Annotated in this window: 16 protein-coding genes; 7 read left to right on the top strand and 9 right to left on the bottom strand. The window is 59.1% G+C overall.

Translation table 11 applies throughout. The annotated features are described in order from the left end of the window. Nucleotides 1-12: 12 nt before the first annotated feature. Entirely contained in the window at nt 13-924 is a 912-nt protein-coding gene (locus U0L91_RS09135; RefSeq protein WP_330046272.1) for a radical SAM protein, read from the bottom strand. Between the two features lie 168 nt (nt 925-1092). On the opposite strand from U0L91_RS09135, the gene deoD reads away from it, so the two are divergent. The 4 genes from deoD (at nt 1093) to U0L91_RS09115 (ending at nt 4889) form a co-directional block, all read left to right on the top strand. Beyond that, nucleotides 1093-1812, top strand: a complete 720-nt coding sequence (gene deoD / locus U0L91_RS09130; RefSeq protein ID WP_330046271.1) for a purine-nucleoside phosphorylase — start codon at nt 1093-1095, stop codon at nt 1810-1812. Further along, a complete protein-coding gene (locus U0L91_RS09125) occupies nt 1812-2243 on the top strand; it encodes a cytidine deaminase (protein WP_330046269.1) in 432 nt (143 codons plus the stop codon). Before deoD ends, U0L91_RS09125 begins: the two co-directional genes overlap by 1 nt. A 17-nt stretch (nt 2244-2260) precedes the next feature. Beyond that, the gene (locus U0L91_RS09120) at nt 2261-3451 is read left to right on the top strand and encodes a BMP family lipoprotein (protein ID WP_330046267.1); all 1191 of its coding nucleotides are present in this window, start codon (nt 2261-2263) and stop codon (nt 3449-3451) included. A gap of 238 nt (nt 3452-3689) precedes the next feature. After that, nucleotides 3690-4889, top strand: coding sequence for a BMP family lipoprotein (locus tag U0L91_RS09115; protein WP_330046265.1), 1200 nt, complete (start codon nt 3690-3692; stop codon nt 4887-4889). Nucleotides 4890-5040: 151 nt separating this feature from the next. Here U0L91_RS09115 and U0L91_RS09110 read toward each other — a convergent pair whose 3' ends face one another. From U0L91_RS09110 to U0L91_RS09100, 3 genes are read right to left on the bottom strand one after another with little or no spacing between them, the layout of a single operon-like run. Further along, nucleotides 5041-5787 (bottom strand): J domain-containing protein, encoded by a 747-nt coding sequence (locus U0L91_RS09110; protein WP_330046263.1) that lies wholly within the window; start codon nt 5785-5787, stop codon nt 5041-5043. Further along, nucleotides 5784-6662 carry a DUF5685 family protein gene (locus U0L91_RS09105; RefSeq protein WP_330046262.1) on the bottom strand — a complete coding sequence of 293 codons (879 nt, stop codon included), beginning with the start codon at nt 6660-6662 and terminating at the stop codon, nt 5784-5786. Before U0L91_RS09105 ends, U0L91_RS09110 begins: the two co-directional genes overlap by 4 nt. A gap of 24 nt (nt 6663-6686) precedes the next feature. Continuing rightward, a complete protein-coding gene (locus U0L91_RS09100; protein ID WP_330046260.1) occupies nt 6687-7076 on the bottom strand; it encodes a zinc ribbon domain-containing protein in 390 nt (129 codons plus the stop codon). A gap of 419 nt (nt 7077-7495) precedes the next feature. Between U0L91_RS09100 and U0L91_RS09095 the strand changes: the two genes are divergently transcribed. Continuing rightward, nucleotides 7496-8158: a YczE/YyaS/YitT family protein gene (locus U0L91_RS09095; protein WP_330046258.1), complete on the top strand. Its 663-nt coding sequence runs from the start codon at nt 7496-7498 to the stop codon at nt 8156-8158. 67 nt (nt 8159-8225) lie between these two features. On the opposite strand, the gene U0L91_RS09090 is transcribed toward U0L91_RS09095, so the two are convergent. The 4 genes from U0L91_RS09090 to U0L91_RS09075 form a co-directional block, all read right to left on the bottom strand. Next, entirely contained in the window at nt 8226-9203 is a 978-nt protein-coding gene (locus U0L91_RS09090; RefSeq protein ID WP_330046256.1) for a hypothetical protein, read from the bottom strand. A gap of 63 nt (nt 9204-9266) precedes the next feature. After that, a complete protein-coding gene (locus U0L91_RS09085) occupies nt 9267-9716 on the bottom strand; it encodes an NUDIX hydrolase (RefSeq protein WP_330046254.1) in 450 nt (149 codons plus the stop codon). Nucleotides 9717-10101: 385 nt separating this feature from the next. Further along, entirely contained in the window at nt 10102-11466 is a 1365-nt protein-coding gene (rlmD, locus tag U0L91_RS09080) for a 23S rRNA (uracil(1939)-C(5))-methyltransferase RlmD (RefSeq protein ID WP_330046252.1), read from the bottom strand. Nucleotides 11467-11512: 46 nt separating this feature from the next. Beyond that, nucleotides 11513-12358 (bottom strand): AraC family transcriptional regulator, encoded by an 846-nt coding sequence (locus U0L91_RS09075; protein ID WP_330046250.1) that lies wholly within the window; start codon nt 12356-12358, stop codon nt 11513-11515. A 250-nt stretch (nt 12359-12608) separates the two neighbouring features. Here U0L91_RS09075 and U0L91_RS09070 point away from each other — a divergent pair, with 250 nt between their 5' ends. Then, complete coding sequence (locus U0L91_RS09070; protein WP_330046248.1) at nt 12609-13916, top strand: galactokinase; 1308 nt, start codon at nt 12609-12611, stop codon at nt 13914-13916. A 63-nt stretch (nt 13917-13979) separates the two neighbouring features. Here U0L91_RS09070 and U0L91_RS09065 read toward each other — a convergent pair whose 3' ends face one another. After that, on the bottom strand, nt 13980-14744 hold the full coding sequence (locus tag U0L91_RS09065) for a type III pantothenate kinase (RefSeq protein ID WP_330046247.1): 765 nt from the start codon (nt 14742-14744) through the stop codon (nt 13980-13982). 135 nt (nt 14745-14879) lie between these two features. Here U0L91_RS09065 and U0L91_RS09060 point away from each other — a divergent pair, with 135 nt between their 5' ends. Further along, complete coding sequence (locus U0L91_RS09060; protein ID WP_330046245.1) at nt 14880-15266, top strand: GntR family transcriptional regulator; 387 nt, start codon at nt 14880-14882, stop codon at nt 15264-15266. The last annotated feature ends 1 nt before the right edge of the window (nt 15267 follow it).

The following is a 15267-nucleotide window of genomic DNA, read 5'->3' as shown; positions in this document are numbered from 1 at the left end:
CCTTCCAAAACGTCAGATCCCTTCCAGATCAAAGGGCGGGGTGTATTCCTCCCGGGCGCTGCTCTTTTCCTGCATGTACCCGTCGGTCAGCCCCAGGTTGATAGCCGCATCCACAACCTTGCGGTATTCATAGGTCGTGATGCGCCGCCCCAGCCCATGCTCGGCCGCCTTGTAAAAGGGGGTGAACTGGCTCATCAGACTTGTCAGGAAGGGAATACCGGTCTCGTGCCGGATGTCGGAGAGTTTCTGCAGAACGGCCAGACTGTCCGCGGTATGCCCCGGCAGGGCCAGATGCCGCACGATCACACCCTTCTGCAGGAAGTCCCCCGCAAAAACCGGTTCACCGGTCTGCGCAAGCATCTGCCGCAGCGCCCGGTCTGCCACTTCCGGGTAGTCCGGCGCACCGGACAGTTCTGCCGCCAGTTCGGGGGAGGCGTATTTGTAGTCAGTCAGCCAGATGTCCACATAGCCTTCGAGCTGCCGGACCGTCTCCGGCGTTTCGTAACCCCCGGTGTTGTAGACAACCGGCAGCGAAAACCCTTCCGCGCGTGCCCGGTCCAGCGCCTCGGTCACCCAGGGCAGCCATTGCGTTGCCGTGACGAGGTTGAGATTGTGTGCACCATTGGCCTGCAGCTCGAGAAAAATTTCCGTCAGCCGCCCGACGCTGATGGCCTTGCCGAGCCCTTCCTGGCTGATCGGATAATTCTGGCAGTAACAGCACCGCAGTGTGCAGCCGGTGAAAAACACCGTTCCGCTGCCGGCGGCATCCTGCGGGTCGCCGCTCAAACAGGGCTCTTCCCAGTGATGCAGGGCAGCGCGCGCCGCGTAAAGGGTATCGCCTGCGCCGCACAATCCGGTACGGCCGGCAGCACGGTTGGCACCGCACCGTCGGGGACACATCTGGCAATGTTCGGGAAGCTGCATGAGCGGAAACCTCCAAATCCAAAACTTCTGTGAAAAAAACGGACTTTTCCCATTCAGTTTACCACAAAACGGAAAAATGTGGTATACTAAATACAAGATTCCCGCCCCGCTGCGGAACCGATGCGTTCCGGTGCCTGCGGGGCGGACGACCAAAAGGAGTGTGTACCTATGCCGACCCCTCACAACCGTGCCGCCAACGGCGATTTTGCCAAGACCGTCCTCATGCCCGGTGACCCGCTGCGGGCCCGGTTCATTGCCGAAACTTTCCTGGAATCTCCGCGCCTTGTCACCGACGTGCGCGGCATGCTGGGATACACCGGCACCTATCAGGGCCGCCCCGTCAGTGTGATGGGCAGCGGCATGGGCATGCCGTCCATCGGCATCTATTCCTATGAACTCTATACCCAGTATGGGGTGGAGAACATCATCCGCATCGGCTCGGCGGGGTCCTATACCCCCAAAGCCAAGCTGTTCGATGTGCTGCTGGCCACCGGTGCATACAGCGAAAGCAATTATGCCGTGACCCAGTCCGGCGACACGGCGGACATCCAGCTGCCCAGCAAAACCCTCAACGAGGCGCTGCGTGCCTCTGCCGCGGAACAGAACATCCCGCTGATTGAAGGCATCATCCATTCCGCCGATGTCTTTTACCGGGAACCCAGCGATGAATCCCCGGCCTACTGGGAGCGTCTGCGGGACGAGAAGGGCTGCCTGGCCGTGGAGATGGAGAGCTTTGCGCTGTTCCACAATGCCAAGGTCCTGGGCAAGAATGCCGCCTGCCTGCTGACCATCTCGGACAGCTTTGTCTCGCCGGAGATCACGACGGCGGAACAGCGCCAGACCAGTTTCACTGCGATGATGAAGGTGGCACTGGGGGCGAAACTGTGATGCAGACTGTGACGGATGCCGAACTGATCCGTGCGGCGTTCCGTGCCCGGGAGTTTGCCTATGCCCCGTACTCGCATTTCAAGGTAGGGGCGGCGCTTCTTGCGGCGGACGGACGGATCTTTACCGGCTGCAATATTGAGAATGCCGGCTATACGCCCACCAACTGCGCCGAGCGCACCGCGCTGTTCAAGGCGGTCAGCGAGGGCGTGAGGGAGTTCACGGCCATTGCGATTGTGGGGAGCCTGGAAAACAAACAGAACACCCTGGTCACGGGCCCCTGCGGGGTCTGCCGCCAGGCGCTGTTCGAGTTCACCGGCCCGGCGCTGCGCGTGCTGATGGCCAAGAGCGAAGAGGATTATCTGGAAACCACCCTCGGCAACCTGCTTCCCTATGGCTTCGGCCCCAAAAATCTGGAAATTACCCCTGAATAAAGGAGATTTGCCTGCTCATGTCGTATCCCCGTTCTTTCAAAATCAAACCTCTGCGCCGGGTTCTGGCACTGCTGCTCGGCCTGGCATTCCTGCTCTCGCTGTGCGGATGTGCGCAGGACGATGCAGCCCTGTCCGGACAGACCGATGCCACCCTGACCGATGACAGCGCGTTTGAACTGCATCCCGAGGATGTGGACACGCCGCTGGACGGCGGCGGGGCGATCGTTGCGCTGGCCGTCGGCCCGTCCGGGACGGAATCCGGTGCGGGTGCCATGGTGTGGAAGGGCATTGAAACCTTCTGCGGCAATTTCAACTATACCTCCCAGCAGTTTGTGGCACAGGGGGATGATGTGAACGCTGCCGCCGATGCGCTGCGCAGTGCGTCGGAGAGCGGTGCCCGCCTCGTGGTCTGCTACGGCGGCGAGATGGCCGCGGCCCTGTATACGGTGCAGGACAGTTATCCCGATGTGAGCTATCTCTGTCTGGACGATGAGCCCCACTCCGAGGATTACACCAACTACCGCTCAGGCAGCAACGTGCACTGTGTGCTGTTTGAGGAGGAGCAGGCCGGATTCCTGGCCGGCTATGCGGCCGTGCGGGAGGGCAACACCAGCATGGCGTTCCTGGGCGGCGAGCCGCTGCCCGGTGTGGTGCGGTACGCCACAGGCTTTGTCCAGGGCGCCGAGGCGGCGGCCGAGGACCTTGGCATCCAGGGCTACATCCGCATCTGGTACAGCAGCCTGAACGAGAGCAACGACGATGTGACCAACCACGTCAAGGGCTGGTATGACGAAGGATTCCAGCTGGTGATGACGGCGGGCGGCGATCTGCTGGAAAGCTGTATCGAAGCCGCCAGACAGAGCCAGCGCCAGGTGATCGGAAGCGACTGGGACCAGACCGGCCTGGACGAGTGCGTTGTGACCTCGGCGGTCAAATGCTTCAACGGCGTTGTGCAGGAGCAGCTCTATGACTTCTTCACGACGGGCGGCTGGAACCAGACCAAGGCCGGCGCCACCGAGCGGATCGGCGCCACCGAAGGTGCCGTCGAGCTTCCGCTGCAGAACTGGCGGTTCGAGAACTTCTCCATTTCGGAATATCAGGACATCTACCAGAAACTCGCCACCGGCGCCGTCAAGGTGGAGCGTTTCTCCGATGTGGATATGCTTCCGCAGACCCACAACATCACGGTGGATCAGCAAAATGTCTGAGGGATTGCCCCTCATCTTATTCTCAGAACGCCCCGCTTTTGCAACTGCGAAAACGGGGCGTTTTGTCATGCTTTTGTAATGGCTTTTTGGCAGGCTTTTCCTTGAAAAAAAGCGGCTCAGCATATATAATAAAAGTACTGTGGGGAAACGGAAGAGCTGTTTCCCGAAAATGGCGGAAGTCGGTTCTGCGGCTTGGCGCAGGGGCGGATTCCACCCCAAATAATAAGGAGAATATACCATGAAAAAGTTTCTTGCTCTGACCATGGCTGCCTGCATGGCACTGTCTCTGGCCGCCTGCGGAAACAGTGGCTCCGGAGCGTCTTCCACCGGCTCCGCGGCTGCTTCCACCGAGGCCGTCAGTGATGCCGAAGGGAATGCCACCGCAGAAAACGCGGGTTCCGGCGCGATCACCGGCATTGCGCAGTGCTGCGACGTCGGCACGCTGGATGACGAGAGCTTCAACCAGGGCTGCTGGGAAGCCGTGAAGGCTTTCGGCGACGAGAACGGCATCGAGTACAACTACTACCTGCCCTCCGGTGAAGATGCCTCCGACGAGGACCGCGAGACGCTGGTCCGTCAGGCTGTCAACGAGGGCGCCAACACGATCGTCTGTGTCGGCTATCTGTACGGCAATGCGCTGGCTTGGGCTGCGACCGAATATCCCGATGTGCACTTCATCGGCATCGACATCACCGCCGGTGACATCGGTCTGGATGAGATCCCCTCCAATGTCTTCTGCGTCACCTTCAAGGAAGAGCAGGCCGGCTATCTGGCCGGTTATGCCGCTGTGAAGGACGGCTTCACCAAGCTGGGCTTCCTCGGCGGTCAGGCAGTTCCCGCTGTCATCCGTTACGGCTACGGCTTTGTTCAGGGCGCTGACGCCGCTGCTCAGGAGATGGGCGTCAACGTTCAGATGAACTACTACTACGGCGGCCAGTTCTACGGCGACGAGAAGATCACCGCCAAGATGGACGGCTGGTATGACGGCGGCACCGAAGTTGTCTTCGCCTGCGGCGGCGGCATCTGGACGTCCGCTGCGGAAGCTGCCGACAAGCACGGCGCCAAGGTCATCGGCGTCGACGTTGACCAGAACTACCTGGGCGTCGAAGGCGTTGAGGAAGGTTCCTTCTCCGCCAACCCGTTCGTGACCTCCGCCATGAAGGGCCTGGGCACGGCCGTCAAGAACAGCCTTGCCACCATCGCTGCGGGCGAGTGGAGCACCATCGCCGGCACCAACGGCAACTTCGGCCTGCAGGAAGGCGACTATGTCGGCCTGCCCACCGCTGAGGAAAGCTGGAACTTCACCACCTTCACCGTGGACGACTACAACACCGTCCTCGAGAAGATCCGCACCGGCGTGATCACGGTGGACAACAGCTCTGACGACGCCACCAAGCCCGTCACCAGCGAGTATCTGACTGTGGATTACCAGGTGTAATCCCGGTATTACCTGCCTTTCCAAGCAAAACAGGAATCAGCGCCCCGGACCCCTTGAAAGGGTCTCCGGGGCGCTTTTTCTGTCTGCCGGCAAAAAACAACGGGCGGACCGATGAACGGTCCGCCCGAACGGGTAAGACAAGCAGAAAATTTCAGCAGCAGAAGAAGCCGCCGCGGCCACAGCAGCAGATGCTGCACAGATTCAGCAGCATCAGATACAGCCAGGCCTGCAGACAGACATTCGCGCCATGCTGGCGGCTGCCGGGCTGGGTGTATGCCTGCTGATAGCTGGAGTAGGTGCGGCCGGGATTCTGCAGCCGGTCCAGCAGATTCTGGTATTCATAGTTGCCGGGCTCCATGTCCACGGCGGTGCGTGCCTCGGACTGGGCGCGGATGTTGTTGCCCAGTCCCGAGTTGGCCAGCGCCGCATAGTAATGCCAGCGTGCATTGCGGTCCGAAGCGGGAATGCCGTTGAGCACGTTGAGGGCCTCGGTGTAGTAGCCGTTGCGGATATAGTTGTTGGCGGCCTGCATCTCAGGGGACTCCTGCCGGCCGTAGCTGCTGCCCGCGTTGGTGTAGCCGCCGAAGCCGAACCCGAAGGGATCAAACCCAAACCCGAAGGGGTCCTGGTATTGCTGACCGTACCCGCTCTGGCTGCTATACCGGCCGGAAGCCGTTCCGCCGGCCTGACGCCCGGCGCCGCCCTGCGCGCCGCCGCCCGAGCGCTGGCGCATGATCTCGCTATAAGCGGCCTGGACCTCCTTGAACTTATCCTCGCAGGTGGGGTCATCGGGATGCAGGTCGGGATGATACTGCTTGCATTTCTGCCGGTAAGCCTTCTTGATAGTTTCCTCATCGGCCCCCTGCGAAATGCCAAGTACACTGTACGGATCGTTCATTCGTCTTGCTTCCCCTTCCTCTTATTCGGTGTCGAGCGCGTGGCCTTGACCAGCGCGTACTTGCACCATACCCCGGCATACACGGTGTTGTGCAGCAGCTGCCCCTCGGGGGTATCTTTCAGAATCGGCAGCAATTCAAAATTCTGGGCACAGATGCCCATCTGTTGTGTCAGCAGATCGTGGCAATGCTGTTCAAACCCCGGCGCATCGTCCGCAAAGCGGGCGGCCGTGTCGGCTAGAGCGTTGAAGGTTCCGCGGCGCGCATCCTTTTTCAGGTCGTCGTAGGCGTCCATCAGATAGATGAACCCGCCCAGGCCGCGCCCGATGCGATCCAGCGCCGGTGACCAGAAATCTTCTTGGTAACAGAAAATCGCACCCAGCAGCGCGCCGAACTGCCCGCACAGAGCATCCAGATCGGTGCAGCCGGTGCTTTCCAGTCGGTTCAGGGCGTCCAGATGCTGCCGGATTGCCTCGCATTGCCGGGGCCACCGGGCACGGATCTCGGGCAGAAAGGCTTCCAGCCGCTGTGCCAGAAACAGACTCCCACGCTTGTGGTCGTCCTGCCAGTCATCCAGATCATTGTAATAGGCCAGGACGACGGTCATGTCGGCGGCATAGTCAATGAACTCATTGGTCGCCCGCGGCCGCGTCCTGAAGGGGTGCGGCGTGCAGCGCCCCTGGGATATCTGGGTCGGAGGATCATACAGCGCACTCAGCAGCAGAGCGGCAAACGTCATGTCGTAGCTCAGCGCCATCTGGGCGGCCGTTCCGAACTTCCGCTTCAGGGCACGGCAAAGCCCGCAATAGTATGCCTGATAGCAGTCCATTGCGGCTTCGTCAAGATCCTTTCGATAGATGGTAACATATCCGAACACGCGGCGTCAACCTTTCTGTGCAGGTCAGCTCTTTTTCACAAACTGCGTTCCACATTTGGGGCAGGTGATGGAAATCCGCCCGCGGCCCTTGGGTACACGGATCTGTTGCCGGCAATGCGGGCAGCTGAAGTAACGGTAGGTCTTGCGCAGCGCAAAACGCTGCTGCATGATGCCGAATTTGGCGCGCAGACCGGCCGTCCCGCGCAGGAATGCCTGGTTTTCGGCATAGCGCTTCTGGATGTTGCGGCTGAGAATCCGGAAATAGGTGTAGATCAGCAGGGCAAGACCGATATAATAGAAGATGCCCACAAAGAAGCCCAGAATGAGGCAGACCAGGGCAACAATGCAAAGAAAATTGCCCAGGGAATCGCTGCCGTACCGCCCGGACATAAAACGTTGAAACCAAGCTCTCATATGATTACGCCGTCCTTTTTCTTTTATTTTCCTATTATGTCATGGATTTGTGGTTAATTCGTGAACGACTTCCGAACAGAATCTGAACAAAACCCGGGACAACCCATGGGAAAAGGGCAAAAACCACCTTTATTGTACCATGCCACTGCCCGGCTTTCAATGCCCGTCCGGCCCAAACCCCGGGATTGGAAGGGCGTACGATGCCCTGACCTTGACATCTTTTTCAAAAAGACCTAAGATATAATAGAAACATCAGAAGCGAATCATTTGCCGGAAATGATGAGCTGGAGAAAGGAACGCGCAGGCGGTCATCCTTTGTCCGGCTTTTTCTTATTGTCTTCCTTTTATCCCTGCAGGGGGAAGACCGGCACAGCCTTCTGGTGTCTCTGCAAGGGTATTGTGTGAAAGAAGGAGCAAAGATGAAGGTATCTGAACAACGGACAAGGAACCATCTGGCCACAAGGGTGATCCTCCTGTGCCTGGGTCTGACAATCATGGCCACCGGTGTGGCGTTTTCCATCAAGGCAGCGCTCGGAACGTCGCCGATTTCCAGCGCGCCGTATGTGACATCCGCCATCTCGGGACTGACGGTGGGCACCACGACGATCATTATGAATTTTCTCTTTGTGCTGATCCAGATTGGAATACTGCGCAGACAGTATGACTGGTTCCAGCTGCTGCAATTCCCGGCCGCGATTCTGTTCGGCGTCATGATTGATGTGGCGGAAACGGTCATTGCGGGCATCTCTTACAGCAATTACCTGGAACAGTGGGTCCTCTGCCTGATCGGCATTTTCCTGGTGGCGCTGGGCGTCAGTGTGGAAGTCTCCGCCGGCCTCGTCACCACGGCAGGGGAGGGCATTGTCCTGGCCATCTGCAAGGTGGCCCCGATCAAGTTCAGCAATATGAAGGTGATCTTTGACGTGACGCTGGTTTGCATCTCCATTGTGCTATCCTTCCTCTTCCTCGGACACCTCGACGGCGTCCGGGAAGGCACCATTGCCGCCGCCATCTGCGTCGGCCTTGTCACCAAACAGACCAACAAGCTGATGAAGCGTGTGGAAGGCGTCCTGCTCGCCTGATCCATGCAAGGAAAACAGCCCCCGGCGGATTGTATCCGCCGGGGGCTGTTTGTATACTACGATGCCGTCAGGACCAGAGCTCGGGCATCTGCTCGAACGGCTTGCCAAATACCGATTCCAGATAGCCGACCAGATCCAGGTCCTCGAGCGGGGTTTTCAGCAGATACTGCCCCTGTTCCTCGGTGAGCGGAACGGTGCGGAGAATCTTCCGGTACGCCTCAAGAATCGGCTTGCAGGGCGTCGAATGGCGGGATGGAACCGACACCGGCGTTTCGTCACGCCGGGTCGGATCGGAGACTTCTCTAACCGTCAGGAAAACGGGAACACGGGCAATCTGAAACCTTCTGGCGACGCAGAGCCGGTGTTTGCCGTCGCTCACATGGTAAGCACCGGCCGCGTAGGAAAGACGGATCGGCGCCTCCTCATCGGTGGTGTCATAGCGGCCGGTCCGGAATTTTTCCAGCAGTTCCCGGCAGTTGTCCTGCTTTTCACACAACCAGAGCAGCCGGTGATGCTTTGTCACATTCTCAATCAGTTCTCCCAGCGAGAACATCGAATAGGAATACGAAAACATGTCATACAATCCCAGCCGTGCAAAACAGTTCCAGACGGCACATCTGCTCGGCCCGCTGCCCATCGTATCGGAACAGGCGACAAGGGCGGGGTCCAGCAGGACCTTGCCCGCCGTCCCGGGCCGCGGAACCGGGTCGGGAACCGGTTTTGTAAAGGTTACGACCGACGGAAAGGCATACGCATTGCGCCGGTTGTGAATCTCCAGGCGGAACCGGTATCCCCGGATTCGGGGCATCAGAAGATCCACGGGGGAATGCAGCAGCGAAAACGGCCGGAATCTGCCGTTCAGATCGGTGAGCCAGATGCCCGGCAGAATTTCCTGGCGGGGAGCCTGTTCAAAATCGAAGGCAAACTCCTTGATGACCTGAAACAGAGAAAAATCCTTTCCGGCAAAGGAAAACTGATATTGATACAGCTCCTCAGGACGGAACCAGAGCTCATAGGAATCGTTTTGCAGGTTTCTTGCTTTCATGAAGCGGTTCTCCGTATGTCAAAAGAATCAGCAGCTGTCCGGGGACTGCTGCTGTGGAAACACTCAGACCTCCCGACCGATCTTCAGCCGACAGTTCAGCTCGTAAAGGGCGGTACGGTTGGAATCCCACCGGAGTTTTTCGCTGGCCTGCTCATAGGGCAGCCAGATGCATTCGGTATGCTCGTTCGACAGATGGATTTCCTCCCGGCACGCAAAGCCAAAGGTGTATTCGGGAATCACAAGGATGTCCCTGTCCCAGTGCTGCCGGCATGTTTCACAGATTGCAGCAGCGGGGAGGAAGGACAGGCTTTTCAGTACTACCCAGTCATCAGACTGTACACCGCTCTCCTCAAGAACTTCTCTTTTGGCTGCTTCCAACGGCGTTTCGCCGTCCTCTCCGCCTCCGGAAATAAACTGCCACTGATCGGCGTCGGAACGGTGAAACACACAGTATCTCGCGGAACCGTCAACCATCCGATAGGGAATGGCCAGAATCTGATAAGGCTCTCTCATCCTTGTTTGCTCCCATCCTCCGCAACCTGACCACCCGGCTGCCGTGAAGATTGTGGACCCGACGGCGTCGGATTCCTTCTGCGTGCCCGGCTTTCTCAATGCCGCCTCACGGCATCCATCGTTTCACCAAAGATCCTGTGAAGATCTCTCTGTCTCAGCGCGCAGCCCGCCGCCTGCCAGAATTCCTGGGCATGGACAAGCCGTGGTTGCAGATCCGGCCCCTCTCGTGCACATCCGGTCTGGATGTATGAAACCAATCTGTGCCCGGCCGATGCAGACATTGCTTGGCTTCCTCTCTGCCTAGAATCCCGTAGAATTCGACCGCATCTTCCGCCATGCAATCCCGGATCACCGTGCACGACGTTTCCCGATGCATCTGGCGGGCTCAACGATCTTTGGACAAAAGTACCACCGTCTCCACATGCTTGGTCCGCGGGAAAAGGTCGACCGGCTGGATCTGGCGGAGCTGATACCCGGCATCGCAGAGAATGCGGGTGTCACGCGCAGCGGTTGCCGCGTTGCAGCTGACCATCACAAGGGTGCGGGGGGCCATCTGCAGAATGGCCTGCAGGGTCGGCGCATCGCACCCTTTTCGTGGCGGGTCCACCACAATCACATCGGGGTGCTCCCCACGCGCCGCCAGCCGCGCTGCGGCGGCGCCGGCGTCCATGCAGACGAAATCGGCCTGCTCGGCGGAAAGCCCCAGCCGGGCCGCCGTGGCTTTGGCCTCCTCCACGGCCTGCGGGACCACCTCCACGCCGACCAGACGACGGCAATCCGCCTTCATCGACAGCCCGATGGTGCCCATGCCGCAGTACAAATCCAGCAGAAAATCATCGGGTTTCAGCGCCGCAAACTCCCGGGCCTTGGCATACAGGACTTCGGCGGCAGGGGTGTTGACCTGATAAAATTCATGAATTCCCATCCGGAGCGGAACACCGGCCAGTGTATCCTCAATGACGCCGGGACCCAGAACAGTACGGGTTTCTTTGCCCAGAATCACATTGGTGCGGGCGGTGTTGCGGTTGACCAGTACGGTGGTCAGCGAAAATTCCTGCTGCAGGGTGCGGCAAAGCTCTGCCTCGTGGGGCATCCGGCTACCGTTGAGGACAAAACAGAGAAGCCGCTGCCCGCTGTGCCAACCCTGGCGCAGATACAGATGCCGTACCAGACCGGTGTGGGACTCCTCCTCGTAGGGCGTAATCCCATACTGTTCCATCAGGGTGCAGGCCCGGGCAGCCAGCGCATTCATCCATTCCGGCTGCAGGCGGCAGTCCGGGCAGGGAATGATGCGATGACTCCGCCCGGCATAGAATCCCGATACCAGATGCCCGGCATCATCGCGCCCGATCGGAAGCTGTACCTTGTTGCGGTACCGATCCGCCGACGGCGCGGCCAGAAGCGGCAGAACCCGGGTGTCGAACCCACCGATGCGGGAAAAAGCATCCTGCACAAAACCGGTTTTGGCCTGGCATTCGGCTTCATATTCCAGATGACGCAGCGCACATCCGCCGCAGGGGGCAAACACCGGACAGTCCGGCGCAATGCGGTCCGGCCCGGCCTTGCGCAGACGCTCGCACCGCCCGAAGGCGTAGGTCTTCAGAACCTTGACAATGCGGCAGTCAATCTCATCGCCCGGTGCGGTGCCCGGCACAAAAACGGCCTGGCCGTCTGCATGGGCCACGCCGTTGCCGTCGCTGGATAAACTTTCAATGGTCAGGGGAAGAATCTGGTTTTTGGTCAGTGACATAAAAACTCCGTCAAATCAATGGTGTGCGGCGGCAAAACAACTGCCGTCAGAGCTGCGGATCTTTTTCAAGGGCGGCCAGATACTTGCTCGGCGGGACACCCTTGACCTTTTTGAATACACGGGAAAAATAGAACTGATCGAAAAATCCCACCGAAACGGCGATCTCGGCAATGGAGAGCCCGGTGTTTTTCAGCAGGGAACAAGCTTCGCTGATGCGGTAGCCTGTCAGATAATCAATGGGGCTCTGGCCTACGTTGGACATGAAGACACGGTACAGATGACTCCGGCTGACTCCGACGGCCTTGGCAATGTCGTCCACCGAGATGTCGTGCGAGTAGTTGAACTGGATATATTTGATGGCGGACAGGACATACTGGCTGCTCGAGGAAGTGGTGCTCGGCATGGACTCCCGGGCCTCTTTCATGAGCTGTGCCATGAACAGGTAGAGGTATCCGGTCATCAGGGCCTCACACTGAGGCTCAGGACCGCGGGCCAGGTAAATGTTGTACAGCGCTTCCCGGGTGCTCTGCGGGTCCTTGCAGTGATGGACCGGATGGGCGTCGGTGAATGGCGTCTGCTGGACCAGCCGGTTGGCACAGGCGCCGTTGAAACCGACCCAGTAGTATTCCCAGGGATCGGTTTCATCGGCGGCATAGGTGATGAGCTGGTTGGGCTTGGCGAGGAACAGGTCGCCTTCCTGCAGACTGAATGCCGCGCCGCCGACCTGATAGATTCCTTTGCCGGCCACCACCAGATGAATCAGATAATGGTCGCGCACACCGGGACCCCAGGTATGACCGGGCTGGCAGTACTCGTGCCCGCAGTTGAAGATGGAGAGCTCCACGTTGTCGGTGTAATTTTGTTTGTATGATTGCTTCGAAATGGTCGTCATGCCGTATTCCTCACAAACAGGGGCAGAAAGCCCGCGCATCGTTTTCTGTTATTATAACAGAAAATTCATCAAAAGTCCATAAAAGCATCGAAAAAAGGTGTTTACATCCGCTGGAAATTTGGTATACTGGGTACAAGATATCGCGGATTTCACAAAAACGGAACGATTCCCACAAAAAATAGATGCCGCTTTTGTGCATATCCGACAAAGCCCGCAGAACGAACTGACGCAAGGAAAGGTGAATTGAATTATGGCGACCAGTGCAGAACTGAAACAGAAGATCCGGGACGGACAGTATGATCAGGCATTTGCCAAGCTGTATGCGGCAGATCCTGCCACCGTGGCGGCCCAGCGTGACCGGTATTTGGAACTGCTCGACAATTTTGAAAAGAATTTCGGGACAGGACGTACGGTCAGCCTGTACTCGGCGCCGGGCCGTACCGAGATCGGCGGCAACCACACCGATCACAACAACGGTGTGGTCATGGCGGCTGCGGTCAACCTGGACATTGTGGCCGTTGTTTCCAAGAATGATGACAACATTGTGCGGGTCATTTCCCATGGGTTCGGCAAGATCGATGATATTGACCTGAGCAAGCTCACCCCCCAGAAAGGCGAGGCGGAGCACAGCGCTTCGCTGATCCGCGGTGTGGCTGCCGGCATCGTCAACGAGGGCGGCAAGGTCGGCGGTTTTGACTGCTACACCGTGTCGGATGTGCTGCGCGGCTCCGGCCTGTCCAGCTCGGCGGCCTTTGAGGTCTGCATGGGCGCGATTTTCCGCGGCGAGTACAATGACAACGATATGGAAAAATTCAATCAGGTTGAGATCGCCAAGATCAGCCAGTATGCCGAGAACGTCTTTTTCGGCAAACCCTGCGGCCTGATGGACCAGACGGCCTGCGCGGTGGGCAGCGCCATCACGATTGATTTCAAGGACCCCACGGCCCCGGTGGTCAACAAGACCAAGTTCGATCTGGCCGGCAAGGGCTATGCGCTGTGCATCAGCGATACCAAGGGCAGCCATGCTGACCTGACCGACGACTATGCCGCCATCCGCAGCGAGATGGAGAGCGTGGCCGCTTTCTTCGGCAAGAAGGTTCTGCGCGAGGTGGATGAGCAGGAATTCCTGGCCGCCATTCCGCAGGTCCGCAAGGTCACCGGTGACCGTGCCGTCGTGCGTGCCATCCATTTCTACAATGACTGCCGCCGTGCCGCCGAACTGTGCGACGCCATCAAGGCCGATGATTTTGAAAAGTTCAAGGAACTGATCATTGCGGGCGGCCATTCCAGCTTTGAATACAACCAGAATGCATACAGCATCAAGAACCCCAAGGAGCAGGGCGTGCCCCTGGCGCTGGCCATCAGCCAGAAGGTTCTGGAAGGCCGCGGTGCCTGGCGTCTGCAGGGCGGCGGTTTTGCCGGTACGATCCAGGCGTTTGTGCCGCTCGATCTGCTGGAAAAATACAAGGCTGCCATTGATGCCGTGTTCGGCGCCGGCAGCTGCCATGTGCTGAGCGTCCGCAACTACGGTGCGGTGCCCGTCACGCCGGATATGTAATTCCCGTTTCATACATACAGGCCGTGGGAGGTTTCTCCCACGGCCTGTTGCTTTGTCAGGAATTCAGTGATTTTTTTCAAACAGCAGGGAAAGCCCCTTGAACAGCAGATCCCCGTCGTACAGGATGCCGCGCCGGCAGCACGGCATGATATAGGGCGCCAGCCCGCCCGTGGCCACCACGGTCAGCGGCTGTCCCAGATCTTCCTCCACCCGGGCCGCCAGACCGTCCAGCATGGCGGCGGTACCGAACATGGCGCCGTTGTTCAGACACTCCACGGTGTTCCGGCCGATCAGATGATCGGGGGCCTGTGGGGCAATGGGGGGCAGCTGGGCCGTTCCGGCGCTGATGGCGCGCAGACTGGTTTGGACACCCGGCACGATGAAACCGCCCAGAAATTCCCGCTGCGCCGAAATCACATTGTAGGTCGTGGCGGTGCCCAGATCCACCGTCATGCAGGGCAGGGAATACAGGGCGGCTGCCGCTGCGGCATCGGCCAGGCGGTCCTGCCCCACACGCTCCGGGGCATCCACACCGAACGTCAGCCCCGTGTCGAGCGAGCTGCTGACGAACAGCGGCTCGTACCCGGTCAGACGGCGGCAGGCGTCCGCCAAAGGACGGGTCAGTCTCGGCACCACACTGCAGACAATGGCGCCCTCGAAGTCCTCCGCCGTCACCCGAAGACGGGAAAGCAGGAACTTCAGCTCCGCCGTGTATTCGTCCGTCGTACAGTGGGCACGGGTGACCATCCGGGTCGTAAACCGGACATGATGCCCGTCCAGCCCGGCAATGCAGACGTTGGTGTTTCCGATATCGACTGCCAGAATCATAGCTGCAACCTTCTTGTACTCTCAAAATATTGCTATTATAACAGGTTGTGCCGGATTTGCCAACTGTCCTTGACAGAACCCTGCATTTGTATTATATTTAGTAATACAAATAATACAAGATCGGAGGAATGCCCGATGATTCTCACGCTGGACCCCTGCGCTGAAACGCCGCTCTATCGCCAGCTGCGCAACCAGATCGTGACCGGGATTGCCCGCGGAGAGCTCGTCCCCGGAGAGAGCCTGCCCACGGTCCGGCAGCTTGCCGCCGATGCCGGGATCAATACGATGACCGTCAACAAGGCGTATCAGATGCTCAAGTCGGAAGGCTATCTTGTGATTGACCGCCGGCATGGGGCGATGGTGGCGCCGAAACAGGACAATGCGGCGGCCTGTTCGGATGCACTGGAACCGCAGCTGGAGCTGCTCAGCGCCGAGGCGCGGCTCAACGGTCTGGACCGGTCGGCGTTTCTGCGTCTGTGCAGTCAGGCCTTTGCCAGGATCGAACCGGAAGGGAGGACATGAC

The organism is Gemmiger sp. (assembly GCF_036306485.1).
Classification (GTDB): domain Bacteria; phylum Bacillota; class Clostridia; order Oscillospirales; family Ruminococcaceae; genus Gemmiger.
This window is presented reverse-complemented; position numbering and strand designations above follow the sequence as displayed.

Coding starts and splice junctions, on each gene's coding strand:
- U0L91_RS09095 (WP_330046258.1), top strand. CDS start 7,496: ATGAAGGTATCTGAACAACGGACAAGGAACCATCTGGCCACAAGGGTG.
- U0L91_RS09085 (WP_330046254.1), bottom strand. CDS start 9,716: ATGAGAGAGCCTTATCAGATTCTGGCCATTCCCTATCGGATGGTTGAC.
- rlmD (WP_330046252.1), bottom strand. CDS start 11,466: ATGTCACTGACCAAAAACCAGATTCTTCCCCTGACCATTGAAAGTTTA.
- U0L91_RS09120 (WP_330046267.1), top strand. CDS start 2,261: ATGTCGTATCCCCGTTCTTTCAAAATCAAACCTCTGCGCCGGGTTCTG.
- U0L91_RS09065 (WP_330046247.1), bottom strand. CDS start 14,744: ATGATTCTGGCAGTCGATATCGGAAACACCAACGTCTGCATTGCCGGG.
- deoD (WP_330046271.1), top strand. CDS start 1,093: ATGCCGACCCCTCACAACCGTGCCGCCAACGGCGATTTTGCCAAGACC.
- U0L91_RS09090 (WP_330046256.1), bottom strand. CDS start 9,203: ATGAAAGCAAGAAACCTGCAAAACGATTCCTATGAGCTCTGGTTCCGT.
- U0L91_RS09070 (WP_330046248.1), top strand. CDS start 12,609: ATGGCGACCAGTGCAGAACTGAAACAGAAGATCCGGGACGGACAGTAT.
- U0L91_RS09075 (WP_330046250.1), bottom strand. CDS start 12,358: ATGACGACCATTTCGAAGCAATCATACAAACAAAATTACACCGACAAC.
- U0L91_RS09110 (WP_330046263.1), bottom strand. CDS start 5,787: ATGAACGATCCGTACAGTGTACTTGGCATTTCGCAGGGGGCCGATGAG.
- U0L91_RS09135 (WP_330046272.1), bottom strand. CDS start 924: ATGCAGCTTCCCGAACATTGCCAGATGTGTCCCCGACGGTGCGGTGCC.
- U0L91_RS09125 (WP_330046269.1), top strand. CDS start 1,812: ATGCAGACTGTGACGGATGCCGAACTGATCCGTGCGGCGTTCCGTGCC.
- U0L91_RS09115 (WP_330046265.1), top strand. CDS start 3,690: ATGAAAAAGTTTCTTGCTCTGACCATGGCTGCCTGCATGGCACTGTCT.
- U0L91_RS09100 (WP_330046260.1), bottom strand. CDS start 7,076: ATGAGAGCTTGGTTTCAACGTTTTATGTCCGGGCGGTACGGCAGCGAT.
- U0L91_RS09060 (WP_330046245.1), top strand. CDS start 14,880: ATGATTCTCACGCTGGACCCCTGCGCTGAAACGCCGCTCTATCGCCAG.